The sequence below is a fragment of the Janthinobacterium saanense genome, from assembly GCF_014200675.1.
GTDB lineage: Bacteria > Pseudomonadota > Gammaproteobacteria > Burkholderiales > Burkholderiaceae_D > Janthinobacterium.
The window spans coordinates 22595-45480 of sequence record NZ_JACHCI010000005.1; the positions used below are offsets into that span (position 1 = coordinate 22595).

Below are 22886 nucleotides of genomic sequence, written 5' to 3' on the forward strand. Positions count from 1 at the left end.
GCGGTATGCATACTTCCACCAATGAACTTATTTCTTCGGACTTGACCGAGATCGATTTTGACCGCCGTTTTGGCGGTATTGCCCGTCTGTATGGCGCACCGGCGCTGGAGCGCTTCCGCGCGGCGCACGTGTGCGTGATCGGCGTGGGCGGCGTCGGCTCGTGGATCGTCGAAGCGCTGGCGCGCAGCGCCGTGGGCCGGCTGACCCTGATCGACCTGGACAATGTTGCCGAATCGAATATCAATCGCCAGATCCAGGCCATGAGCGACACCATAGGCCAGGCCAAGATCACGGCCCTGGCCGAACGCATCGCGCTGATCAATCCGTTTTGCGCGGTGACCGAGGTCGAGGATTTCATCGCGCCCGATAACCTGGAGCAACTTTTGAAGGGCCGCGACTTTGACTACGTGGTCGACGCCATCGACAATGCCAAGGCCAAGGCGGCGCTGATCGCCTATTGCCGCGCGCACCAACTGCCCATGCTGACCATCGGCAGCGCGGGTGGCCAGACCGACCCGACCCTGATCGCCGTGCGCGACCTGTCGAAGACGGAACAGGAGCCCTTGCTCAAGCGCGTGCGCAAGCTGTTGCGCACCGAATATGGTTTCCCCCGTGGCGTGAAAAACAAATTCAATGTCGACGCCGTGTTTTCGATGGAACCGTTGACGACGCCGGAGAATCCCGAAGCTTGCGACATCGATGGCGCTGCCGCCGGCGTGACCGGCTTGAACTGCGCCGGTTTCGGTTCCAGCGTGGTGGTCACGGCCAGCTTCGGCATGGTGGCCGCGTCCCATGTGCTGAAAACCTTGCGCCAGCCCGCCGCTAGCGAGATGGCCGAGTCCGCCGCCGCTTGAGGTGACAGCCTGACAGGGCATTTACAACGCCTAACAAAACCGTAGCGAGCGGAAGGGAGTTGTGGCTGAGAAGCGCAACTGTACGGAGGTACAGTGAGCATCGCAGGCCGCAAATACCGACGCGCAGTAGGTTTTGATAGGCGCTCTTAAGCCTATCGTCGCGGCGGTTTGCTATTATTCGTGGATTGCCTGCCCGTTTGGCATGGCAGGCACTTATCGAAACTCACAGAAAGAATACATCATGACGCGTAGCTCCGTTTTGTTTGCCCTGATCTGCTCCGTCGCCGCGTCGCTGGCGCAGGCACAGGTCGCTGTACCGGCTCCCGTGCCTGCTTCGGCAGTCTCGCTGAGCCCAGGCCCTGCCGCCGATAAGTTCATCATCATCGACAACAAGGTTGGTACGGGCAAGGAAGCCGTTGCTGGCAATAACGTGACCGTGCACTACACGGGCTGGCTGTACCGTCCACTGGCGAAAAATTCGCGCGGCAAGCAGTTCGACAGCTCCGTCGGCCGTGGCCCGTTTGACTTCCCGCTGGGTAAAGGCATGGTCATCAAGGGTTGGGATCAAGGCGTGGCTGGCATGAAAGTGGGCGGCAAGCGCACCCTGATCATTCCTGGCGAACTCGCTTACGGCCCGCGCGGCGCCGGCAATGGCGATATTCCGCCAAACTCGGCATTGATCTTCGATGTCGAATTGCTCGATGTAAAGTAATTGACCATTTAACAGTGGCGCATTGTTGCGCCACTGTTAAAAGGGTAGACTGGGGTCTTCTGGCATTGCAGTGGAGACCCCTCATGAAGATCGCGAACGACGTTACTGAACTGATCGGTAACACCCCCCTGGTGCGCATCAATCGCATCGCTGATGGCAGTGTGGCCACCATCCTGGCCAAACTCGAATTCTACAATCCTGCCCACAGTGTCAAAGACCGCATCGGCCTGTCGATGATTGCGGCCGCCGAAAGCGCAGGCAAGATTCATCCCGACACCATCATCGTTGAACCGACCAGCGGCAACACCGGCATTGCGCTGGCCATGGTCTGCGCGGCGCGCGGCTACCGCTGCACTTTGGTCATGCCCGACACCATGAGCCGCGAACGGCGCATCCTGCTGCGCGCGTATGGCGCGGAACTGATATTGACGCCAGGCAGCGAAGGCATGCTGGGTGCGATCCGCAAGGCCGAGGAACTGGCGGCCACCGACCCGCGCTATCTGATACTGCAGCAATTCAACAATCCCGCCAACCCTGCCATTCACCGCCAGACGACGGCCGAGGAAATCTGGCGCGACACGGATGGACAAGTGGACATCATCGTGGCCGGCGTGGGCACCGGCGGCACCATCACGGGCGTGGGCGAAGTGTTGAAGGAACGCAAGCCCGGCCTGCAAGTGATTGCCGTGGAACCGGAAGCGTCGCCCATGCTGTCGAAAGGGACCAAAGGGCCGCATCCTATCCAGGGCATAGGCGCCGGTTTCGTGCCGCAGATCCTGAACACGGCCATTTACGATGAAGTCATCTGTGTCAAGAATGACGACGCGTTTGCCACGGCGCGCCTGGCCGCCAGCAGCGAAGGCTTGCTGGTCGGCATTTCTTCGGGCGCCGCCCTGTGGGCTGCCGTGCAAGTGGCGCGCCGTCCTGAAAATGCCGGCAAGACTATCGTCACCATCATCCCCTCGTTCGGCGAGCGCTACCTGAGCACGGCCTTGTACGCCGGCCTGGGCGACTAAGGTTTGGCCGGCGCCGGCAGCAGCAGCGACAGCGCGATTTGATCGGCCAGCGCCTGGTTGCCGGCATCGCCCGGATGCAAATGGTCGCCGGAATCATAGGCGGCCCGCAGGCGCAGCGGGTGCGCCGGATCGCGCGCCCAGGCGTCGAAGTCCAGCACCGCATCGTAGTTGCCGCTGCCCCGTATCCAGGCATTGAGTTGCTGGCGCAGCGTATCTTTTCCCGGCTGGTAATAGTCGCTCAGTGGCGTGCCGGGCAGCGCCCCTTCGAACGGCGTCAGGGTGGCGCCGATCACGCGCACACCGCGGCTGTGCGCCCGCGCAATCAATTGCGTGTAGCCCGCGATTAATGCTTTCAGCGTGGGGCGTGCGGCATGGGCCTCGAAGGCGGTGCCGGGCCAGCTGATGTCATTGATGCCTATCAACACGACGACGGCGCGCACGCCCGGCTGCGCCAGCACGTCGCGCTCGAAGCGCGCCAGCGCATTGTCTCCCATGCCATCGGACAACAAACGGCCGCCGGAAATGCCGGCGTTGATGACGGCCACGCCATGCGGCGCCAGGCGGGCCGCCAGCACGTCGGGCCAGCGGGTGTCTGCATCCAGGCTGGCGCTGGCGCCATCGGTGATCGAATCGCCGATCACCGCCACCACGGACGCCGCCGCCGGTACTTCCACTTCGATGGCGCTCAGTATCAGGCGCGCGGTGCTGGTGCGCACGCCAGGCTGGCTGGTGTCGATGCGGGTGGCGCGGGTCTGGTCGTTTGGTGCTATCCAGGCGGTGGCGCGGCCATCCCAATGAAAGGTGTTCATCGCACTGTGCGGCGGCAGGTGCAGGCTGACCGTCAGCCGCGCCAGGTCCGGTACGGTTAGGGCGATGGGATCGCTGAGCAGTGGTGCGCCCGGGGCGATGGTGGCCGACGCCCGCCCGCCAAAGGTGATGGTGCGCAAGCTGCCCGGACGTATGGCCGACGCTTCGCCGGCCAGCGCCACGGTGGCCGCCTGAATGGTCAACGGCGTGCGCCCATAGGCATTCGACAGCACGATGCGCACGCGCTTGCCGCCCAGGCTGATGCGGGCCACCTGGCGCACGGTTTGTTCATCCAGTGTGGCTGGCACATTGCTGGGAAACAGGAAATCCTGTCCCCAGACGGCTTGCGGGCTGGCTGTCCAGCTGGCAAGCCAGGCTGGTGCCGGATCGGCGTGGGCTGCGCCGCTCAGGGAGCAGGCCAGCAGGGCGCTGGCAGCGAGGGTGGGTAATCGTTTCATGGTATCAACTTCATCGTGGGGAATGCCCCATGATCAATTCAAAACCATTTATGTACTAGACTGTCTCATCTAAGAACATTTATGAATTGAATTCACAATGGCCAGACTGGAAGTGAACCGCTCCGGCGAGCTGGAAATCTTCGTGCGGGTGATCGAGCTGGGGGGATTTTCAGCCGCCGCGCGCGCCTGCGGCATGACGCCATCGGCTGTCAGCAAGCTGGTGGCTCGGCTCGAGCAGCGCCTGGGCGCGCGGTTGCTGAACCGTTCCACGCGGCAGCTGAAACTGACGCCGGAAGGTTGCGGGTTGTATGAGCGGGGCGTGCGCGTGCTGGCTGCCCTCGACGAGGCGGAACGTTGCGCCGGCATCCAGGGCGTGCCGCGCGGGCGCTTGCGTGTGAATACCAACGTGCCGTTCGGCCAGCATTTCTTGTTGCCGCTAGTGCCGGCTTTTCTCGAACGTTATCCCGAGGTGACGCTGGACATCGTGCTGACCGATGAAGTGGTCGATATCCTGGAGCAGCGCACCGATGTGGCGGTGCGGGCGGGGCCCTTGAAAAGTTCGAGCCTGGTGGCGCGCAAGCTGGGCCAGACGCGCATGGTGCTGGTGGCGTCACCGGCCTATCTGGCGCGCCACGGCACGCCGCTCCTGCCTGCCGAGCTGGAACAGCACAACCGCCTGGGCGCCAACTATGCGCGTGCCCAGGCCGGCTGGCCGCTGCGGCAGGCCGACGGCACGCAGATCGCCGTGCCCGTCACGGGCAATGTCCAGGCCAGCGATGGCGAAGCCTTGCGGCGCCTGGCGCTGGCCGGCCTGGGCCTGGCCCGGCTGGCGCAATTCCAGGTACGCGACGATATTGCGGCGGGCCGCTTGCAAGCCGTGCTGGAAGCGTTTAATCCCGGTGATCTGGAAGAAGTCCATGCCGTCTTCGTCGGTCCGGGCGGACAAGTGCCGCTGCGCGTGCGCGCCTTGCTGGATTTCCTGGCCGAACAGGTGGTCTTTGATGCGCCAAGGGAATAAGCCGCGGCAGTTCTGGCAAGCCCGGCAGGCGCAGTACAATAGGGGAACGCGCCGCAATCGTTCGGCCCCGTCTCTTTAAGTGAAAATATGTTCCTGGTAAAACCTGAACGCCGCCGCCTGCTGCAGGCGGGCGCGACCGTGGCCGTCATCGCGCTGGGCCTGGCCTCGCGTGCTTATCCCTCTTTCGTGCCTGAGGTGCTGGGCAAGTATCCGGGCGACGCCCTGTGGGCCATGATGATCTTCTTCGCGCTGGGCGCCGTGGCCACGCGTTTGCTGACATGGAAGCTGGCAGCCTGGGCGCTGCTGGTCTGCTTTGCCGTCGAATTCAGCCAGTTGTACCAGGCGCCGTGGATCAATGCGATCCGCGCGCATACCCTGGGGCATCTGGTACTGGGTTCCTTTTTCGGCTGGGTCGACCTGATCGCCTACACGGTAGGCGTGGCCATCGCGGCGCTGGTGGACAAGGGAATCTTGTTCCAGCGCCGCTAAGTTTTGCTAAGGTTTGATATGGGGGGGCAGGCCTGAAGGACTGACCCCAGGAATTACTTTACGTTCCCTTCCGTATCGCGCACTTCCACCGGCGCCAGTTTCAGCCTGGACAGTTGTGGCGCGATCTTCGCTTGGTCGCCCACGCCGATGACGATCAGCTTTTCAGGCTGCAGGTATTTCTTGACCACCTCCTGCACCTGCTTGCCCGTTACGCTGGAGAAACGTTGCGGCAAGCTGCTGTAGTAGTCCAGGCCCAGGCCGTAGATATACGTATTGGCCATGCTGGCGCTGATGCTGGCATTCGTTTCGAACTGGCCCGGCAGCGACAGTACTTGCGAATTGCGCGCATTCGACAACTCCTTGGCCGTCAACGGTTTGGCGATCATGGCGCGGATTTCCTTGAACGTTTCCGATACCGCCGGGCCCGTCACATCGGTACGCACGCCAGCGGCGATCGAGAATGGACCTGGCTGGCTGCGGTACTGGAATTGCGAGCGCACGCCATAGGTATAGCCCTTTTCTTCGCGCAAGTTATTGCTCAGGCGGCTGGTAAACAAGCCACCCAGCGCCGCGTTCATCACTTGCAGCGGAGCATAATCAGGCGTCTTGCGGTCCACGGCAATCGTCGACAGGCGCACGGCCGTTTGCGGCGCGCCCGGCTTGTCGACCAGGATCAGCCTGGCCTTGGTGGTTTGCGGCGTGGCGTTCACCGATGGCGCCACCGTGCCGGCTTTCCAGGCGCCGAATTTCGCTTCAGCCAGCGTTTTCAATTCCGCCTCGCCGATATCGCCCGAGACGATCAGCGCCGCATTGTTCGGCACATAGTGCTGCTGCCAGAACGCTTGCAGGTCGGCGCGGGTAGTGGCTTTCAGCGCTGCTTCCGTGCCCAGCTGGATATTGCCATACGGATGTTTCGGACCATACAGGGCGGCCGCTTCCACGCGGGCCGCAACCGCGCCGGCGTTTTCGCGCTGCTGCGCCAGTTCGCCGATGCGGCTGGCGCGCTGGCGCTCGACTTCTTCTTGCGGGAATTGCGGGTGCTGCACCACGTCGGCCAGCAGGTCCAGCGCTTGCGGGAAGGTGGCTTTCAGCGATGTCAGCTGGGCGAACGAGGCATCCGCGCCGGAACCGGTGCCCAGGAAGGCGCCCAGTTGCGCCACTTCATCGGCGATCTGCGGCGCGCTGCGCGTGGCCGTGCCTTCCTGCAGCAATTGCGCCGTAAAGCTGGACAAGCCGGGCTGGGCCAGCGGATTGGCGCCCGAGCCGCTCTTGATCACCAGCTGGGTCGATACCAGCGGCACGCCCGGATTGCTGTTGTAGATCACGGTCAAGCCATTGGCCAGGGTGAACGACTTGCCTTGTGGCAAATGGATGGCCGGTGCGGGGCCGGCCAGCGGCACCTTGTTGCGCCAGGCTTCATCGGCATTGATGGCCGTGCCCGGTGCAGCCTTGAGCTTGCCTGGCGCCGGTGTCGGCACTTCAGGGCCCAAGTCCGGCGTGCCGGGCACGCCATAGACCACCACGCGGGCCTGGTTTTTCAGGTAAGTGTCGACGGCGCGCTGCACGCCGGCCGCCGTCACTTTGCGGTAGCGCTCGATATCTTTCGCCAGATAGCCAGGGTCGCCCGTGTACTGGTTGTACTGGTTCATCATGTTGGCGTTGCTGCCGACTTTTTCCACCTGGCCCAGCATGCCCGTTTCGATGCCGTTGCGGGCCCGTTCGATTTCCTTCTCGGTGGGCCCCTGGGTACGCAATTGCTCCAGCTCGGCATTCATGGCTAGTTCGATTTCTTCGGGCTTGTGGCCGGGGCGCGCCGTCACGTCGACCGAAAACACGGAAGTCAAGGCGTTCGAGCTCTGGTTGGCGCCCACGTCCTGCGCGATCTGCTTGTCGTACACCAGCGATTTGTACAGGCGGCTGGACTTGCCGCCGGCCAGGATTTGCGCGGCGATCGACAATTCTGCATCGTCAGGCTGGAAAGCCGGTGGCGTCAGCCAGGCCATGAAGACGCGTGGCAATTCCACATGGTCTTGCACCACCACGCGGCGTTCCTGCGTGATCGGCGGCGTCACCACATTCGGCTTGGCCACGGCCGGGCTGCTCTTGAAGCTGCCAAAGTATTTGTTGACCAGTTCCTTGGTCCTGGCCTTGTCGATGTCGCCGGCGATCACCAGGCTGGCATTGTTGGGGCCATAGTATTTGGTAAAGAATTCGCGGATATCGGCCAGCTTGGCATTCTGGATGTCGGCATGCGAACCGATCACGCTGGCGTAATACGGGTGGGTCTTGGGAAACAGCTGGTGGTACAAGGCTTCTTCGACGATGCCGTAAGGGCGGTTTTCCACACTTTGGCGGCGCTCGTTGCGCACCACGTCCTGCTGGTTGGTCAGCGCCGTCTGGTCCAGCACGTCGAGCAGATAACCCATGCGGTCGGAATGGGCCCACAGCGCCAATTCCAGCTGGTTAGCCGGGACTGTATCGAAATAATTGGTGCGGTCGAAATCGGTGCTGCCGTTTGAATCGGTGGCGCCCGCGCCTTCGAGCAACTGGTCGGCCAGGCCGCGCGGCACGTGCTTGGTGGCGGCGAACATCATGTGCTCGAACAAATGGGCAAAACCGGTCAGGCCAGGCGCTTCATTGGCCGGTCCCACGTGGTACCAGATATTGACGGCGGTCACCGGCAGCTTGTGGTTTTCCACCAGGATCACTTCCAGGCCATTCGGCAGGGTGTATTTTTCGTAGGCAATATTCGGCACGACTGTCGCGGACGCTGCCGCGTCGGCGGCGTAGCTGAGCGATAGCGGGGCGCCGTACAGCGACAGGATCAGGGCGGGAATGGCCAGCAATTTCGTCGATTTCATGCGTGCTTCCAGGTGGGGTTAGGAGGAGGTATTGTTTACTTGTGTCGCCGGCGATGCCGGGGCTGGCTGGTACAGCAGGGCTGCGCCGCCCAGCACCAGCAGCGCGCAGCTGATGGCAACGATGGCGGCCGCACCCAGCAGACGCCATTCGCGCGGCGTGAACCAGGCCGTGGACGCTGGCGTGGGTGTGGCGGCTGGCGCTGGCGCTGGCGTATCTATCAGCGGCGACAAGCCCCCCGCCGCGCGCGCCTGCGCCGCCAGTGCTTGCGTGGCTGCATCAAGCTGAGCCAACTGGCGCTGCACGGTTTCGGCCAGCACGGCTTCGTTCAGCGCCACCAGCGCAAATATCGGGTCGTCAACATCGATCTTGATGCCCGTCTTGTCGAATACATGGCTGCGCAGTTTATGCTGGTCCACTACCATTGCACCTTGTCGAGTTGTTCAAAGATGTCGCGGTAAACGACCTTGATGCGCTGCTTTTCCATGATGTTGAACTTTTCATTTTGCAGCACTTCCTGCATCGTCAGGCGCGCCGTATTCATCTTCTTCACATCGGCGCCGAAGGTGTCGGGATTGCGCTGGCTCAGGGTAATGCTGCCCTTGACGCGCGCGCGGTTGTCGGCATACGACTGCGATTCCATGAATTGCTTGCCCGACGCCGATTGCAGCAGGCCGAAGTGTTCGTTTTGCCACAGCACCAGCGGCACATTGGTGGACCTGGCCGTGGCGACAAAGCCGGTGGCCGTGTCGTGCAGGGTGTCGCCGCCGCCCACGATGGTGTGGATATACACTTTGCGGCCCGATTCTTCCAGCAGCGAGAAGCAATCGTTTTCCAGCAGATAGCCCATCAGCGGCGAAAAGGTGTTGGCGCCATTGTCGACCACGCAGTTGCCGTCTTCTTCCAGGATATCGATCATCAGCGCATCGAAACGTTTCGGGTCGATATTGCGCGTATCGGTCATCACCGGCACATGCTTGACGTTCATCGCCTTGTAGCGCGAGAAGGTGGCGTTTTCCTGGTCGGTGTCATAGCAGCGCAAAGGCGTGCCATCCTTGCCGCCTATCCATTGCGCCAGCAGGGTAGAGACCAGCGTCTTGCCGATGCCGCCCTTGCCCTGCAGGATGAAATGTACCGTGTTTTGCATTGCGACTACTCCAAGTTGTTGCGTCAAAAGTTCTGTACCAGCGGCGCCGTTCCTGCCATCTCCGCACACGGGCTGGCAAGCAGGGCAGGCAGGCAAGGCGGAAGCAAAAGCGTAGGGGGCATGAATAGGAAAGGCGGGGCGGCTGGCGATTGTTGAGAATAAGTCTTTTTTATCTGTTAGGCAACCGCAGCAATGATGGCGGCATCACCGTCGATGCCCGGCATGGCGTGCTTTTTTACCACAATAATTTGCAAAGTTGCCATGGATGCCAGTGAATCTGGTTATGATGGTAGTGAGGATACCATTGTTGCAGGGCAATTTTTTGCGTGAAGTAGAGTCCAGCGTTTGAACGGGGATGCAGTGCCGATATCCAGTCTCGATAAAGCCGATATAGACCGCTTGAATTTGCAGGGATTGTCTTGCCTGGTCGGTAATCGCCGCCAGGCGCGGCGCCTGGTGCAGATGGCGCTGGCGGCAGCGCGCCAGCGGCAATATGCGCGCGGCAGCGCCTACGCCGAACTCAATCACTGCTGGTTGGCCTATTACGGCGGCGAGGCAGAACCGTCGTGCGATGTGGTGCAAACGCATTTTTTGCAGTGCGGCGACCTGGAAGGCGCGATGGGCGTGGCCACCTTGCAAGGCGCGTATGCCAGCCGGCGCGGCGAGTTTGCCATCGCCGAGCAGCATTTTCTGCTGGCGCGCGAACTGGCCGCGCAAATTCCCGATTCCCTGCATAAATTCATGCTGTATGGCCGCCTGGGCGTCGATGCGCTGAACCGTGGCGACACGCAGGAAGGGCCGCGCAATTTTTTGCTGGCGCTCGATATTGCCGAACGCTATGGCACGCCCGCGCACCGGGTCAACAGCCTGTCGAACCTGGCCTCGTCGCAGCACGACCTGGGCAATGATGAAGACGCCATTCCCCTGTTGTACGAAGCGCTCGACATCATTGGCACGCAAAAGCTGAAATACCAGCAAACCATCGTCTCGGCCAACCTGGCCATGTGTTTATTGACCACCGGCAAGCCGGCCGAAGCGCTGGCCGTGATCGAACCGTTTTATGAGTGGCCGGAAGAAGACCTGGCCATCCGCGCTTTTTTATTTTGCATCGCGGCCCATGCCACGATTTTGTTGCAGCGGCCGGAACAGGCCCAGCAACTGCTGCTGCGCGCGGAACAGTATGCGCGCCAGGGCCAGGACCTGGAAGAACAGATGCATGCCTGGCTGGTGCGCGGCAAGCTCGACTTGCAGGGCGGCGCGCTGGCGCGCGCGCTGGTCTCGCTGACGCAGGCGCACGACTTGCTGAGCTGGACGCGCAACCCGTTTCACCAGCAGCAGATCTTGCGGGGCCTGGCCGATATCAATGCCCGCCTGGGGCAGTGGGAGCTGGCCTACGGCTTTCTGCAGCAATACCAGGCGGCATATGAGGCCAGCAGCAAGTCGGCGCGCGCCTCGCGCATCCTGATGCGCAACCTGGAAAAGGAAATGTGCAGCCTCAAGGCCGAGCGCGACACGGCGCTGGAACTGCAGGCCGCGCGCGAATCGGAAAATGCCAAGCTGGAACATTTGAACCGCGAGCTGGCGCACCAGATCATGCATGTCAGTGCGCTGCAAGACAGCCTGAAGGAGCAGGCCATGCGCGATCACCTGACGGGCTTGTACAACCGCCGCCACTTTGAAAACAGCCTGAACGCGATCCTGCAGGAAACCGGCGCGCAGGCGCCGCTGGCCATCGTGCTGATCGACCTCGATTTCTTCAAACGCGTCAACGATACCTATGGGCATAACTTTGGCGATGAAGTGCTGATCCAGTTTGCGCGCCTGGTGGAAAGCCAGTTGCGCGGCAGCGACATGCTGTGCCGTTATGGCGGCGAAGAATTCTGCCTGTTGTTGCGCGACGCCGACAGTCTGATCGCCATGCACAAGATCGATGCAATCGCCGCGCTGTACCGCCGGCTGCAGATACGGCAGGCGCCGCACAGCCTGTCTGGCTGCACCTTTTCAGCGGGCATCGCCGAATATCCGCGCCACGGCGTTGACCGTCATAGCTTGCTGGCGTGCGCCGACGGCGCCCTGTATGCCGCCAAACTGGCCGGCCGCGACCGGGCGCTGGCGGCGCAATAAAGCTATTGGATAAACCGCAGCAAACCTTGCAGGGCATGGGCGATGGCCTGTTCGCGCACGGCCTGGCGGTCGCCGGCAAACACCCGCCGTTCCGTGTGGACGACGGCGCCATGGGCCCAGCCGAAACACACGGTGCCGACCGGTTTGCCGGGCACGGCGCCGCCGGGGCCGGCGATGCCGGTGGTCGATACCGCCACCTGGGCGTCGCTATTGGCCAGCGCGCCTTCGGCCATGGCGGCGGCCACTTCCTCGCTGACGGCGCCTGCTTCGGCAATCAGGGCGGCCGGCACGTTCAGCAAGTCGGTCTTGGCGGCATTGCTGTAGGTAACGAAGCCACGTTCGAACCAGGCAGATGAACCGGCGATGTCGGTGACGGCTTGCGCCACGCCGCCGCCCGTGCATGATTCCGCTGTTGCCAGTAGCCATTGTTTCGCCTGCAAGGCCAGGCCTGCCTGGCTGGACAGGCTGAATATATCGTTGTGCATGCTTGGCTCCTGACGCGGAAAAGGGGAATTGGGGACTGTATCACGGCCGATGCACCCGCTTGAGCGCGGTAAAAGAAACTTTCCCCGCTAACAGCGAAAATGCGTACACTCTTTTATGCATTTGGCAGCAGAATATATAAGGTTTGACCGCCCCATCAGGCTAACTGGCTGGTTGGCCCTGGGCCCCTGAACGTACGACCTTTATGCGTTTGTCATGGCACTTCTGGACTGGACCTGCCGGCAATTGTCTGATCATCTGGACGGCCAGGTGCGCATGCACATCCGTCTGCGTATACCCATGTTCCTGGGCGGGTTATTCTTTCTGTTGCTGATGGCCTGTGCCGTGGTGCGGGCGCAAGCGCCTGAGCAGGAGCGCCAGGTCAAGGCCGCCTATCTGTACAAGTTTGCCGGATTCGTCGATTGGCCCGATGGCAGTTTCGAGCGGCCCGACAGTCCGCTGCTGATCGGCGTGGCTGGCGACACGGCGCTGGCCGAGCAGCTGGAGCTCAGCGTGGCCGGGCATAGCGTCAACGGGCGTGTGGTGCAGGTGAAAAAAGTGCGGCGCGGCGAACCGCTGGCCGGCTTGCATGTGCTCTACCTGGGAGGGCTGGACAAGGCGCTGGCGCAAGAGATGCTGGTCGCCAGCCGCGGCCTGGCGCTGTTGACGGTGTCCGATTCGGACGAGGTCCATGCCATGGGCAGCATGATCAATTTTGTGATGGCCCGCGACAGGATGCGCTTCGACGTCGCCTTGAAACCGGTGGCGCAGGCGCATATCCGCATCAGTGCGCGCATGCTGCTGGCCGCCTACCGCGTGCAGACGGAGGGCGCCTGAGCATGCTGCGCCTGCGCTCCATCCGCCACAAGCTGATGTCGGTGGTTTTCCTGACCACCCTGGTGGCGCTCGTCATTTCGCTGGGCACCATCGTCATCTTCGATTTGCGCGCCTATCACCGCAATCTGATGGCCGACATCAGCACCCAGGCCGAACTGCTGGGGCATATGAGTTCGGCCGCGCTGGCCTTCGACGACCAGCGCCTGGCGCTGGAAAACCTGAACCTGATGCGCATCCGTCCGCGCGTCACGGCTGGCGCCCTGTACCGTGCCGATGGCAGCCTGTTTGCCAGCTACCAGGCCAATAAGCATACCGGGGCGCTGCCGGCGCGGGCCGGCCTCGAAGGGGAACGCATCGATGCCAATTCGGTCGAACTGTTCAAGTCCATCGTCGATAATGGCGAATTGCTGGGTACTGTGTACCTGCGCGCCGATTATGAACTGGCTGGCCGCACGGCCGACTACCTGGCCATCGCGCTGGGCGTGACGGTGCTGGCGCTGCTGGTGGCCTTGCTGCTGCTGCGCCGCCTCGATTACATGATTACCCAGCCCATACTCAATATCGCCGACGTGGCCCGTGAAGTGATCGAGACGCGCGACTATTCGCGCCGCGCGCGCAAGCTCAGTTCGGACGAGGTGGCCCAGTTGGTCGATTCCTTCAATAAAATGCTGGCCGAGATACAGCACCGCACGCATGCGCTGGAAAGTTCGAACGCGGAACTGGCGCGCGAAGCGGGCCAGCGCGCCCAGGCGCAGCAGGAAATCATGCGCCTGAACCAGCAGCTGGAAGTGCGCGTGCATGAACGCACGATGCAGCTTGAACTCACCAATGGCGAACTGGCGATGGCGATGGAAGAGGCGCGCAGCGCCAATTATGCCAAGTCGGCTTTCCTCTCCTCGATGAGCCATGAATTGCGCACGCCGCTCAACGCCATCCTCGGCTTTGCGCAAATCCTCAGTTCCGACCGCCTGCCGTCAACCTTGGCGCAAAAGAAGGAATTCGCCGGGCATATCCTCAAATCCGGCCGCCACCTGCTGACCTTGATCAATGAAATCCTCGACCTGGCCAAGGTCGAGTCGGGCACCGTCAGCCTGTCGCTGGAACCGGTGGCCCTGCACGTCATCCTCGACGAATGCCGCGACATGATCACGCCGCTGGCCAGCGGGCGCGGCATCTCCATGGTGTTTCCCGATGTGAGTGCGCTGACGGTGCTGGCCGACCGCACGCGCCTCAAGCAGATCTTGCTGAACCTGCTGTCGAATGCCCTCAAGTACAACCGCGAACAAGGGCAGGTGGAAGTCGATTGCGCCTGGGATGGCGAGGGACTCTCCGGTGGCCGCGTGCGCATCAGCGTACGCGACACGGGCAATGGCTTGAGCGCAGAGCAGCAGGCGCAATTGTTCCAGCCGTTTAACCGCCTGGGCCAGGAAGGCGGCACGGAAGAGGGCAGCGGCATCGGCCTGGTGGTGACCAAGCGGCTGGTGGAACTGATGGATGGCAGCATCGGCGTAACGAGCGAGCCGGGCGAGGGCAGCACCTTCTGGATCAGCTTGCGCGCCGTCGATGCGCTGCCCGGGCCATCGTCGAGCAGCCCGTCGCCAGACCTGGCTGGCGCGCTGCTCGACAACAGCGGCCCGGTGACCTTGCTGTATGTGGAAGACAACCCGGCCAACCTGACACTGATCGAGGAAATCATCCGCTATTGTCCGCGCTTGCAGCTGCTGACGGCGCAAGATGGCCGCCAGGGCGTGGAGATGGCGCGAACCCATATGCCGCAGTTGATACTGATGGATATCAATCTGCCCGATGTGAGCGGCACCGAGGTGCTGCAGCTGCTGCGCGCCGATGCGCGCACGGCGCATATCCCCGTGATTGCGCTGACGGCCAACGCCATGCCCAGCGAGGTGGAACGCAGCATGGCGCTGGGCTTTTACCGCTATCTGACCAAGCCGATCAATCTTGAGGAATTCAGCGAGACGATCAATAGCGCGCTGGCCTATGTTGCGCAGATGGCCCGCCAGCGCCAGCAAAAAAGCGGGCGTGCGCCATGATCAGCCAGGCCGACCTCTATGGCGCCAGGATCCTGCTGGTCGACGACCAGGAAGTCAATCTGCGCCTGCTCGAGCATTTGCTGGCAAGCGGCGGCTATACGGCCGTCACCAGTACGCAGGACCCGCGCGCCGTGGCGGCGCTGCACCAGCACCATCAATATGACTTGATCATCCTCGACCTGGCGATGCCGGGCATGAGCGGCTATGAAGTCATGGATGCGCTGCGGCCACTGGAGCAGGAAGGCTATCTGCCGGTGCTGGTGATCGCCGCCGATCCCGATGCCAAGCTGGCCGCGCTGGAGGCGGGCGCGCGCGATTTTCTCAGCAAGCCTTTTGACGCGCTGGAAGTGCTCACGCGCATCCGCAATATGCTCGAAGTGCGGCTGCTGCACCGGACCGCGCGCCATTACAATGCGCTGCTCGAACGCACCGTGACCCAGCGCACGGCCGAATTGCAGCGCTTTCGCGGCGCCATGGACGCCACTGCCGACGCCATCTTCCTGATCGATGCCGTCGGCATGACGCTGGTCGACGTCAACGATGGCGCTTGCCGTTTGCTCGGCTATACGCGGACCGAATTGCTGTCGCTGTCGCCGGGCGACTTGCTGCCCACGCCGCCGCCAGCACCGCTCGACGGCCTGTTTCACCAGGCGCCCGAGCTGATCGAGTGCGAACTGCTGCGGCGCGACCTGGGCATGGTGCCGGTGGAACTGGGCTGGCACTGGCATGCGCAAGGTCCGGTGGAGGCGGGCTTGGCCGGCTCCCACAGCCTGCTGCTGATCGCCGTGGCGCGCGATATCAGCGAGCGGCGCCAGACGCAGGAGCGGCTCAAACAGCTGGCCCACTACGACAGCCTGACGGGGTTGCCGAACCGGGGCCTGTTTTACCAGACCTTGCGCCAGGCGGTCGAGCTGGCGCAGGAAAAAGCCTGGCGCATCGTGGTGCTGTTCATTGCGCTTGACCGCTTCAAGAGCATCAACGACACCCTGGGCGCTGCGCTCGGTGATGAATTGCTGCGCCAGTTCAGCAACCGCCTGGTCGAATGCGTGCGCCTGCGCGATACGGTGGGGCGTCTGGGCAATGATGAATTTGCGCTGATCCTGACCATGGGCCGCAACCAGCAGGAAGCGGTGATGGTGGCCAACCAGGTGCGCGAAGCCTTGCGCGCGCCTTTCGACCTGCATGGCCATCCGGCCACCCTGACGGCCAGCATCGGCATTGCCATGTATCCCGACGACGCAACGGATCCTGAAACCCTGATCAAATACGCCAATACGGCCATGGGCGGCGCCAAGCAGGCGGGGCGCGATGGCTACCGCTTCTTCACGGCCGGCATGAATGTGCAGGTGCTGGCGCGGCTGGACCTGGAACTGGCCCTGCGCCACGCGCTGGAACATGAGCAGTTCATCCTGTACTACCAGCCCAAGGTGGATTTGCGCACGGGCCGCATCAGCGGCGTGGAAGCGCTGCTGCGCTGGCGGCGTCCCGGTTATGGCCTGGTGGCGCCCGCTGAATTCGTGCCGGTGCTGGAAGACACGGGCTTGATCGTGCGCGTGGGCGCCTGGGTGATCCAGGCCGCCTGCCGCCAGATAGCGCAATGGCGCGATAGCGAAGTGGGCCCCGTGCACGTGGCCGTGAATGTGTCGAGCCGCCAGTTTGCCGAAGGCGACCTGGAAGGCGAGGTGACGCGCGCACTGACGCTGCACCAGGTGCCGGCTGATTTACTGGAACTGGAACTGACGGAAACGGCGCTGATGTCGAATGCCGAGCGCACCATCGTGGTGCTGGGCAAACTGAAAAAAATCGGCGTGAAGGTGACCATCGACGATTTCGGCACCGGCTATTCCAGCCTGGCCTATCTGCAGCGCTTCCCGATCGACAAGCTGAAGATCGACATCGCCTTCGTGCGCAATATCACGAATAATCCGAACGATGCCGCCATCGCGCTGGCCATCATCAGCATGGCGCACAGCCTGAAGCTGAGCGTGGTGGCCGAGGGCGTGGAATCGCGCCCGCAACTGGAATACCTGCGGCGCAACCGCTGCGATGAAATCCAGGGCTTTTATTTCAGCCGCGCCCTGCCTGCGCTGGAACTGGGGCAAATGATCGCCGCCGGCGCCGGCCTGCCGCCTGGCCATGATCCCGCCGCGCAACCGGCGCAGACCTTGCTGATTGTCGATGACGACGTCAATGTGCTGTCATCCCTGCACCGATTGTTCCGCCCGGACGGCTACCAGATCCTGACGGCCAGTACGCCCTCGGAAGGTTTTGAGATGCTGGCGCTGCACCGCGTGCACGTGATCGTCTGCGACCAGCGCATGCCGGGCATGAGCGGCACCGAGTTTCTCAGCAAGGTCAAGGAGCTGTACCCGGAAACCATCCGCATCATCCTGTCTGGCTACACGGGCCTCGAAGCGGTGCTCGACTCGATCAACCGGGGCGCCATCTACCGGTTTTACACCAAGCCCTGGGACGACACCGAACTGCGCGACAACATCCGTTTGGCCTTCCAGCATTACTGGATGGTCAATCCGCCGGGGCTGGCGCGGGTGCGCTAGTCCTGCTTATTCACTGAAATGGTCAAACGACGTCAGTGACAGATCGAGCGGCAAGCCGGCCGCATCGACCAGGCGCAAACCTGCTTCTGCGTCGATACGGCCCACGCGCGTGGCCGGTGTGCCGCAGCTGATCGCCAGCGCGCCGATGGCGTCACGCGATGACGCCGGGGCGGTAAAACACAATTCATAATCGTCGCCACCGGCGGCCGTGTAGCGGCGGCGCAGCGCCGTGTCTTGCCGGGCCAGTACCGGGCCGGCCGGCAGGGCGTCGACATCCAGCGTGGCGCCCACCTGCGAGGCTTTTAAGATGTGGCCCAAATCGCCCACCAGGCCGTCCGAGATGTCGATGGCGGCGTGGGCGATGCCCGCTTCGGCCAGCGCGCAGCCCAGCGCGACCCTTGGCGTGGGCGTGTGCAGGCGCGCCGCTGCCGTGGCCAGGTCGGCCGGCGGCAGCTTGTGCTCCATGCGGTAACCTGCCAGCGCCAGGCGCGCGTCGCCCAGGCTGCCGCTGATCCAGATATCGTCGCCCGCCCGGGCCGCGCTGCGGCGCAAAGCCTGGCCAGGCGCCAGTTCGCCAAATACGGTGATGCAGATATTCAAAGGGCCCTTGGTGGTGTCGCCACCGATCAATTCGCAGCCGTGCTCGTCGGCCAGCGCAAACAGGCCTTCGGCAAAGCCGGCCAGCCAGTGGCGCTCGGCCTGCGGCAGCGACAAGGCCAGGGTAAACGCCACCGGGCGCGCGCCCATGGCGGCCAGGTCCGACAGATTCACGGCCAGGCTTTTATGCCCCAGCATGCGCGCATCGGCGCCGGCAAAAAAATGCCGGTCCTCGACCAGCATGTCTGAGGAAATCGCGATCTGCCTGCCGGCCGTGGGCGTCAGCAGCGCGCAATCATCGCCGATGCCCAGGGTGGCGCGGCCAGGGCGCTGGCGCACGAAATAGTGTTTGATCAGGTCAAATTCAGAGAGCGCGTCGTGTTGGGGCATGGGTAGGATGTGCAGTGAGGTGGTCGCGACTGCCTATTATAGAGGTGGTGGCTAGCTGCCTGGCCGCGCCTGCGCCATGCCTTGCAGCAGCTTGCCCAGCAACTGGTCCAGCTGCTGCTGTTCGTCCGCGCTCAGCGAGGCCAGCATGCTGCGCTCGTTGTCCACATGCAGGCGCACCAGTTTTTCTATCAGCTCCAGTCCCTTTGCCGTCAAGGCCACCAGCACGCCGCGCCGGTCGCTCGGGTGCTTTTGGCGCTCGATCAGGCCTGCCGTTTCCAGGCGGTCGATGCGGTTGGTCATGCCGCCCGAAGACAGCATGGCTGCTTCGTACAGGGCGGTGGGCGTCAGCGCATACGGCGCGCCCGAGCGGCGCAGGGTGGCCAGCACATCGAATTCTCCCTGCTGCAAGCCGTGTTCCGCAAACAGGGGATTGAGCCAGTCGCGCGACATCAGTTGCGCCACCGTGCCCAGCTGGCCGACTAATTGCATGGCGGCCGTATCCATGCCAGGTAATTCGCGCTGCCATTGTTCGGCGGCGTAACGGGCGCGGTTGTGTTGCAGCGGGGTATCTGTCATTTTTGCATTTATCTTCACGTCGAGAGAGTTTTTAATCTCTGTGTTAAGATACTTTCCATCAAGTTAATTCTGCGTAAAGCATTAAACCATGCGCCTCCGTGCGAGGCAAGGACTATCCATGAGCACTGATTCTTCTTCTGCAACAGTAACGCCGGCAGGCGCGGCCCCGCATGCGGCATCGACGGCGCTGCTGGTGGCCGCCATCATTTTGCTGGGCCTGAACCTGCGCCCCATCCTGGCCGCCATCGGCCCCCTGCTCGACAGCATACAGGCCGCTACCGGCATCAGCAGCGCCGATGCGGGCTTGCTGACCACCGTGCCCGTGTTCGCCATGGGACTGTGCGCCCTGGCCGGCGCTCAATTGCAAAAGCGCCTGGGCGTGGTGCGCGGCATCGGCCTGGGCATCGCCATCATTAGCCTGGCCTGCGCCTTGCGCTGGCCCTTGCATGACAGCGCCGGCCTGATCGCCACGGCGGCGCTGGGCGGCCTGGGCATCGCGCTGGTGCAAGCCTTGTTGCCGGCATTCATCAAGCGCCACTTCCCCGAGCGGGCTGGCCAGTTGATGGGTTTTTATACCACCGGCATCATGGGCGGCGCGGCGATTGCCGCCGCCAGCGCCTCGCCGCTGGCGCAAGCGCTGGGCTGGCAAGTGCTGCTGGCCTTGTGGGCGCTGCCGGCCGTGGCGGCGGCGCTGCTGTGGCGCCGCGCCAGTGCATCGCGGATCGATGTATCCAGTGGCGTGGGCGCCAGCCTGCCCGTGAAGGCGCCGCGCGCCTGGCTGCTGATGGTGTTTTTCGGCATCGGTACCGGCGCTTATACCCTGGTGCTGGCCTGGTTGCCGCCGTTTTATACGGAACTGGGCTGGAGCGCGGCCGAAAGCGGCTTGCTGCTGGGCGGGCTGACCCTGGTGGAAGTACTGGCGGGCCTGGTCGTGTCGAGCATCATCAACCGTTTTCCCGACCGCCGCATCCTGCTGCTGACGGTACTGCTGAGCGTGCTGGCTGGCCTGGCTTGTCTGATCCTGGCGCCCGCACAGCTGGCAATCCCTGCGATGGTCTTGCTTGGCATCGGCATCGGTTCGCTGTTCCCGCTGTCGCTGATCGTCAGCATGGACCATGTACGCGACCCTGCCAGCGCCGGTGCGCTGCTCGGTTTCGTGCAGGGCGGCGGTTATATGCTGGCCAGCGCCATGCCCTTCATCGCCGGCCTGATCCGCGAACATTCGTCGAGCCTGGCGCAGGCGTGGATGGTGATGGCGGCAGGCGTGCTGATCCTCCTGGTGATCGCCTTGCGCTTCCGGCCTGGCGCCCGCCTTGTGTCATAATGTCTATTGTTTAAATTTATCAAATAATTGAATTTGATAGTTTTTGCTGCTGTGTCCGTTGGCGTCCACAGGGAAGCTTACAATGTGGGGTTATACGTTTTAGTGATATCAGACTGTGGCTAGCGGAAAATACCTAGCTAATTGAAAGAATCGGTCTGATAAAATCAAAGACTACCCGATCGACCAAACAGGAAGGCAGCACAGCATGGATTCGTCATCTGACCAAAAAGAAGAATTGCGTCAACAATTGCGCCAGGCCGCACTCGAATATCACGAGTGCCCGCGCCCCGGCAAGATCAGCGTGACGCCCACCAAGCAACTGACCAACCAGCGCGATCTGGCGCTGGCGTACTCGCCAGGCGTGGCTGCGCCATGCGAAGAAATCGTCATCGATCCGGCCAATGCCTATAAATATACGGCGCGCGGCAACCTGGTCGCCGTGATCACCAACGGTACGGCAGTGTTGGGTTTGGGCAACATCGGCCCACTGGCCGCCAAGCCTGTGATGGAAGGCAAGGGCGTGTTGTTCAAGAAGTTTGCCGGCATCGATGTGTTCGATATTGAAATCAACGAGATGGACCCGGACAAGCTGGTCGACATCATCGCCGCGCTGGAACCGACCTTCGGCGGCGTGAACCTGGAAGACATCAAGGCCCCCGAGTGTTTCTATATCGAGCGCCAGCTGCGCGACCGCATGAAGATTCCTGTCTTCCATGACGACCAGCACGGCACCGCCATCATCGTGGGCGCGGCCATCCTGAACGGCCTGAAAGCGGTCGGCAAGAAAATCGAAGACTGCAAACTGGTGGTCTCGGGCGCGGGCGCTGCGGCGCTGGCCTGCCTGGACCTGATCGTCGACCTGGGTTTCCCGTTGAAAAACATCTACGTCACCGACCTGGCTGGCGTGGTCTACAAGGGCCGCACGGAATTGATGGACCCGGACAAGGAACGTTTCGCGCAAGATACGCCGTTGCGTACCCTGGCCGAGATCATCCCTGACGCCGACATTTTCCTCGGCGTCTCCGCCGGCGGCGTGCTGAAACAAGACATGGTGCGCAAGATGGCGCCGAATCCATTGATACTGGCGCTGGCCAATCCGAACCCGGAAATCCTGCCGGAAGAAGTCAAGGCCGTGCGCAGCGACGCCATCATCGCCACCGGCCGTTCGGATTACCCGAACCAGGTCAACAACGTATTGTGCTTCCCGTACATCTTCCGTGGCGCCCTCGATTGCGGCGCAACGACGATCACGCGTGAAATGGAAATTGCCGTGGTGCACGCGATTGCCGACCTGGCGCACGCCGAGCAGTCCGACATCGTGGCCACCACCTACGGCATCAGCAACCTGTCCTTCGGTCCTGAATACCTGATCCCGATGCCGTTTGACCCGCGTTTGCTGATCAAGATCGCGCCAGCCGTCGCCAAGGCAGCGGAAGATTCCGGCGTGGCAACGCGTCCGATCAAGGATCTGCAAGCCTACGCAGACAGCCTGCAGCAATTCGTCTACCGCAGCGGCACTTTCATGAAGCCGCTGTTCCTGATGGCAAAATCGACGCCGGCCGACCTGAAACGCATCGTCTACGCCGAAGGCGAAGAAGAGCGCGTGCTGCGCGCCGTGCAAGTGGTGGTCGATGAGAAACTGGCGCGTCCTATCCTGGTGGGCCGTCCTGCCGTGCTCGACGCGCGCATCGCCAAATTCGGCCTGCGCCTGAAACAAGGCGTCGATTTCGACGTCATCAATCCGGATTCCGACGAGCGTTATCGCGATTACTGGCACACGTATTACGACATGACCAGCCGCAAGGGCGTCACCGAGGAATACGCGAAGCTGGAAATGCGCCGCCGCCATACCCTGATCGGCTCGATGATGATACACAAGGGCGACGCCGACGGCATGATCTGCGGCACCTTTGGCACCACCCAGTTGCACCTGAAATATATCGACCAGGTACTGGGCAAGCGCGCCGGCAGCAATGTCTACGCCGCCATGAACGTGCTGGTATTGCCTGAACGCCAGTTGGTGATGGTCGACACGCACGTCAATGAAAACCCGGACGCCGATCAATTGGCCGAGATCACCATCATGGCTGCCGAAGAAATGACCCGTTTCGGCCTGTCGCCACGCGCAGCGCTGCTGTCGCACTCGAACTTCGGTTCCAGCGACAGCGCTTCGGCGCAAAAGATGCGCGCCGCCCTGGCCATCATCCAGGAGCGCGCACCGGAACTGGAAATCGACGGCGAAATGCATGGCGATACGGCCCTGGACAGCAAGCTGCGTCAAAAAATGATGCCGAACTCGTCATTGAAAAACGACGCCAACCTGCTGGTCATGCCAAACATCGAGTCCGCCAACATCGCTTACAACCTGCTGAAAACAGCGGCAGGCAACGGCGTGGCCGTGGGTCCTATCCTGCTGGGCTGCGCCAAGCCTGTGCACATCCTGACCCCATCGGCTACCGTGCGCCGTATCGTCAACATGACGGCACTGTGCGTGGTGGACGCTGTCGCCCAGCGTAAAGTGTGATCACGGCGGCGGTGGCCGCCAAACGATAAAAGCCGCCCTATCCGAAAGGAGGGGCGGCTTTT

Annotated in this window: 18 protein-coding genes; 11 read left to right on the forward strand and 7 right to left on the reverse strand. The window is 62.6% G+C overall.

Annotated features, from left to right (window positions below):
* The first annotated feature begins 5 nt into the window (after positions 1-5).
* The 3 genes from tcdA to cysK all read left to right on the forward strand — a co-directional run bounded on the left by tcdA (position 6) and on the right by cysK (position 2582).
* Entirely contained in the window at positions 6-854 is an 849-nt protein-coding gene (tcdA, locus tag HDE72_RS09265; RefSeq protein ID WP_183739404.1) for a tRNA cyclic N6-threonylcarbamoyladenosine(37) synthase TcdA, read from the forward strand.
* 241 nt (positions 855-1095) lie between these two features.
* Complete coding sequence (locus tag HDE72_RS09270) at positions 1096-1566, forward strand: FKBP-type peptidyl-prolyl cis-trans isomerase (RefSeq protein WP_183739408.1); 471 nt, start codon at positions 1096-1098, stop codon at positions 1564-1566.
* 83 nt (positions 1567-1649) lie between these two features.
* Entirely contained in the window at positions 1650-2582 is a 933-nt protein-coding gene (cysK, locus tag HDE72_RS09275; RefSeq protein WP_183739412.1) for a cysteine synthase A, read from the forward strand.
* Here cysK and HDE72_RS09280 read toward each other — a convergent pair.
* Positions 2579-3847 (reverse strand): SGNH/GDSL hydrolase family protein, encoded by a 1269-nt coding sequence (locus tag HDE72_RS09280; protein ID WP_183739414.1) that lies wholly within the window; start codon positions 3845-3847, stop codon positions 2579-2581. The two genes, cysK and HDE72_RS09280, sit on opposite strands and share 4 nt — an antisense overlap.
* A 97-nt stretch (positions 3848-3944) precedes the next feature.
* On the opposite strand from HDE72_RS09280, the gene HDE72_RS09285 reads away from it, so the two are divergent.
* Both HDE72_RS09285 and HDE72_RS09290 read left to right on the forward strand, forming a co-directional pair.
* Positions 3945-4865, forward strand: a complete 921-nt coding sequence (locus HDE72_RS09285; protein ID WP_183739416.1) for a LysR family transcriptional regulator — start codon at positions 3945-3947, stop codon at positions 4863-4865.
* 87 nt (positions 4866-4952) lie between these two features.
* The gene (locus HDE72_RS09290) at positions 4953-5354 is read left to right on the forward strand and encodes a ribosomal maturation YjgA family protein (protein ID WP_183739418.1); all 402 of its coding nucleotides are present in this window, start codon (positions 4953-4955) and stop codon (positions 5352-5354) included.
* A 53-nt stretch (positions 5355-5407) separates the two neighbouring features.
* Here the strand turns inward: HDE72_RS09290 and HDE72_RS09295 are convergent, their stop codons facing one another.
* The 3 genes from HDE72_RS09295 to HDE72_RS09305 are packed head-to-tail and all read right to left on the reverse strand — an operon-like array spanning position 5408 to position 9360.
* Complete coding sequence (locus HDE72_RS09295) at positions 5408-8215, reverse strand: M16 family metallopeptidase (protein ID WP_183739420.1); 2808 nt, start codon at positions 8213-8215, stop codon at positions 5408-5410.
* 18 nt (positions 8216-8233) lie between these two features.
* Positions 8234-8632, reverse strand: coding sequence for a hypothetical protein (locus tag HDE72_RS09300; RefSeq protein WP_183739422.1), 399 nt, complete (start codon positions 8630-8632; stop codon positions 8234-8236).
* Positions 8632-9360, reverse strand: a complete 729-nt coding sequence (locus HDE72_RS09305) for a P-loop NTPase family protein (protein ID WP_183739424.1) — start codon at positions 9358-9360, stop codon at positions 8632-8634. Before HDE72_RS09305 ends, HDE72_RS09300 begins: the two co-directional genes overlap by 1 nt.
* Positions 9361-9720: 360 nt before the next feature.
* Between HDE72_RS09305 and HDE72_RS09310 the strand changes: the two genes are divergently transcribed.
* Positions 9721-11484 (forward strand): tetratricopeptide repeat-containing diguanylate cyclase, encoded by a 1764-nt coding sequence (locus HDE72_RS09310; protein WP_311735208.1) that lies wholly within the window; start codon positions 9721-9723, stop codon positions 11482-11484.
* Positions 11485-11486: 2 nt separating this feature from the next.
* On the opposite strand, the gene HDE72_RS09315 is transcribed toward HDE72_RS09310, so the two are convergent.
* Positions 11487-11969: a CinA family protein gene (locus HDE72_RS09315; protein ID WP_183739428.1), complete on the reverse strand. Its 483-nt coding sequence runs from the start codon at positions 11967-11969 to the stop codon at positions 11487-11489.
* Between the two features lie 214 nt (positions 11970-12183).
* On the opposite strand from HDE72_RS09315, the gene HDE72_RS09320 reads away from it, so the two are divergent.
* From HDE72_RS09320 to HDE72_RS09330, 3 genes are read left to right on the forward strand one after another with little or no spacing between them, the layout of a single operon-like run.
* The gene (locus HDE72_RS09320; RefSeq protein ID WP_183739431.1) at positions 12184-12804 is read left to right on the forward strand and encodes a TOL_0243 family YfiR-like periplasmic protein; all 621 of its coding nucleotides are present in this window, start codon (positions 12184-12186) and stop codon (positions 12802-12804) included.
* Between the two features lie 2 nt (positions 12805-12806).
* Positions 12807-14855: a sensor histidine kinase, YfiR-like protein-associated gene (locus tag HDE72_RS09325; protein WP_183739435.1), complete on the forward strand. Its 2049-nt coding sequence runs from the start codon at positions 12807-12809 to the stop codon at positions 14853-14855.
* A complete protein-coding gene (locus HDE72_RS09330; RefSeq protein ID WP_183739438.1) occupies positions 14852-17413 on the forward strand; it encodes an EAL domain-containing protein in 2562 nt (853 codons plus the stop codon). Before HDE72_RS09325 ends, HDE72_RS09330 begins: the two co-directional genes overlap by 4 nt.
* Positions 17414-17419: 6 nt before the next feature.
* Here HDE72_RS09330 and thiL read toward each other — a convergent pair whose 3' ends face one another.
* Together thiL and HDE72_RS09340 are read right to left on the reverse strand one after the other, a co-directional pair.
* The gene (gene thiL, locus HDE72_RS09335; RefSeq protein WP_183739441.1) at positions 17420-18400 is read right to left on the reverse strand and encodes a thiamine-phosphate kinase; all 981 of its coding nucleotides are present in this window, start codon (positions 18398-18400) and stop codon (positions 17420-17422) included.
* Positions 18401-18451: 51 nt separating this feature from the next.
* On the reverse strand, positions 18452-18976 hold the full coding sequence (locus HDE72_RS09340) for a MarR family winged helix-turn-helix transcriptional regulator (protein WP_183739444.1): 525 nt from the start codon (positions 18974-18976) through the stop codon (positions 18452-18454).
* Positions 18977-19094: 118 nt separating this feature from the next.
* On the opposite strand from HDE72_RS09340, the gene HDE72_RS09345 reads away from it, so the two are divergent.
* Both HDE72_RS09345 and HDE72_RS09350 read left to right on the forward strand, forming a co-directional pair.
* Positions 19095-20300: an MFS transporter gene (locus HDE72_RS09345; RefSeq protein ID WP_183739447.1), complete on the forward strand. Its 1206-nt coding sequence runs from the start codon at positions 19095-19097 to the stop codon at positions 20298-20300.
* 205 nt (positions 20301-20505) lie between these two features.
* Positions 20506-22824 carry an NADP-dependent malic enzyme gene (locus HDE72_RS09350; RefSeq protein WP_260176588.1) on the forward strand — a complete coding sequence of 773 codons (2319 nt, stop codon included), beginning with the start codon at positions 20506-20508 and terminating at the stop codon, positions 22822-22824.
* Positions 22825-22886: the final 62 nt, after the last annotated feature.

Excerpts from the sequence above, each read along its gene's own strand:
- HDE72_RS09305 (WP_183739424.1), bottom strand. The coding sequence starts at position 9,360 with ATGCAAAACACGGTACATTTCATCCTGCAGGGCAAGGGCGGCATCGGC.
- thiL (WP_183739441.1), bottom strand. The coding sequence starts at position 18,400 with ATGCCCCAACACGACGCGCTCTCTGAATTTGACCTGATCAAACACTAT.
- HDE72_RS09315 (WP_183739428.1), bottom strand. The coding sequence starts at position 11,969 with ATGCACAACGATATATTCAGCCTGTCCAGCCAGGCAGGCCTGGCCTTG.
- HDE72_RS09345 (WP_183739447.1), top strand. The coding sequence starts at position 19,095 with ATGAGCACTGATTCTTCTTCTGCAACAGTAACGCCGGCAGGCGCGGCC.
- HDE72_RS09350 (WP_260176588.1), top strand. The coding sequence starts at position 20,506 with ATGGATTCGTCATCTGACCAAAAAGAAGAATTGCGTCAACAATTGCGC.
- HDE72_RS09330 (WP_183739438.1), top strand. The coding sequence starts at position 14,852 with ATGATCAGCCAGGCCGACCTCTATGGCGCCAGGATCCTGCTGGTCGAC.
- HDE72_RS09325 (WP_183739435.1), top strand. The coding sequence starts at position 12,807 with ATGCTGCGCCTGCGCTCCATCCGCCACAAGCTGATGTCGGTGGTTTTC.
- cysK (WP_183739412.1), top strand. The coding sequence starts at position 1,650 with ATGAAGATCGCGAACGACGTTACTGAACTGATCGGTAACACCCCCCTG.
- HDE72_RS09270 (WP_183739408.1), top strand. The coding sequence starts at position 1,096 with ATGACGCGTAGCTCCGTTTTGTTTGCCCTGATCTGCTCCGTCGCCGCG.
- HDE72_RS09320 (WP_183739431.1), top strand. The coding sequence starts at position 12,184 with ATGGCACTTCTGGACTGGACCTGCCGGCAATTGTCTGATCATCTGGAC.
- tcdA (WP_183739404.1), top strand. The coding sequence starts at position 6 with ATGCATACTTCCACCAATGAACTTATTTCTTCGGACTTGACCGAGATC.
- HDE72_RS09290 (WP_183739418.1), top strand. The coding sequence starts at position 4,953 with ATGTTCCTGGTAAAACCTGAACGCCGCCGCCTGCTGCAGGCGGGCGCG.
- HDE72_RS09340 (WP_183739444.1), bottom strand. The coding sequence starts at position 18,976 with ATGACAGATACCCCGCTGCAACACAACCGCGCCCGTTACGCCGCCGAA.
- HDE72_RS09285 (WP_183739416.1), top strand. The coding sequence starts at position 3,945 with ATGGCCAGACTGGAAGTGAACCGCTCCGGCGAGCTGGAAATCTTCGTG.
- HDE72_RS09280 (WP_183739414.1), bottom strand. The coding sequence starts at position 3,847 with ATGAAACGATTACCCACCCTCGCTGCCAGCGCCCTGCTGGCCTGCTCC.
- HDE72_RS09295 (WP_183739420.1), bottom strand. The coding sequence starts at position 8,215 with ATGAAATCGACGAAATTGCTGGCCATTCCCGCCCTGATCCTGTCGCTG.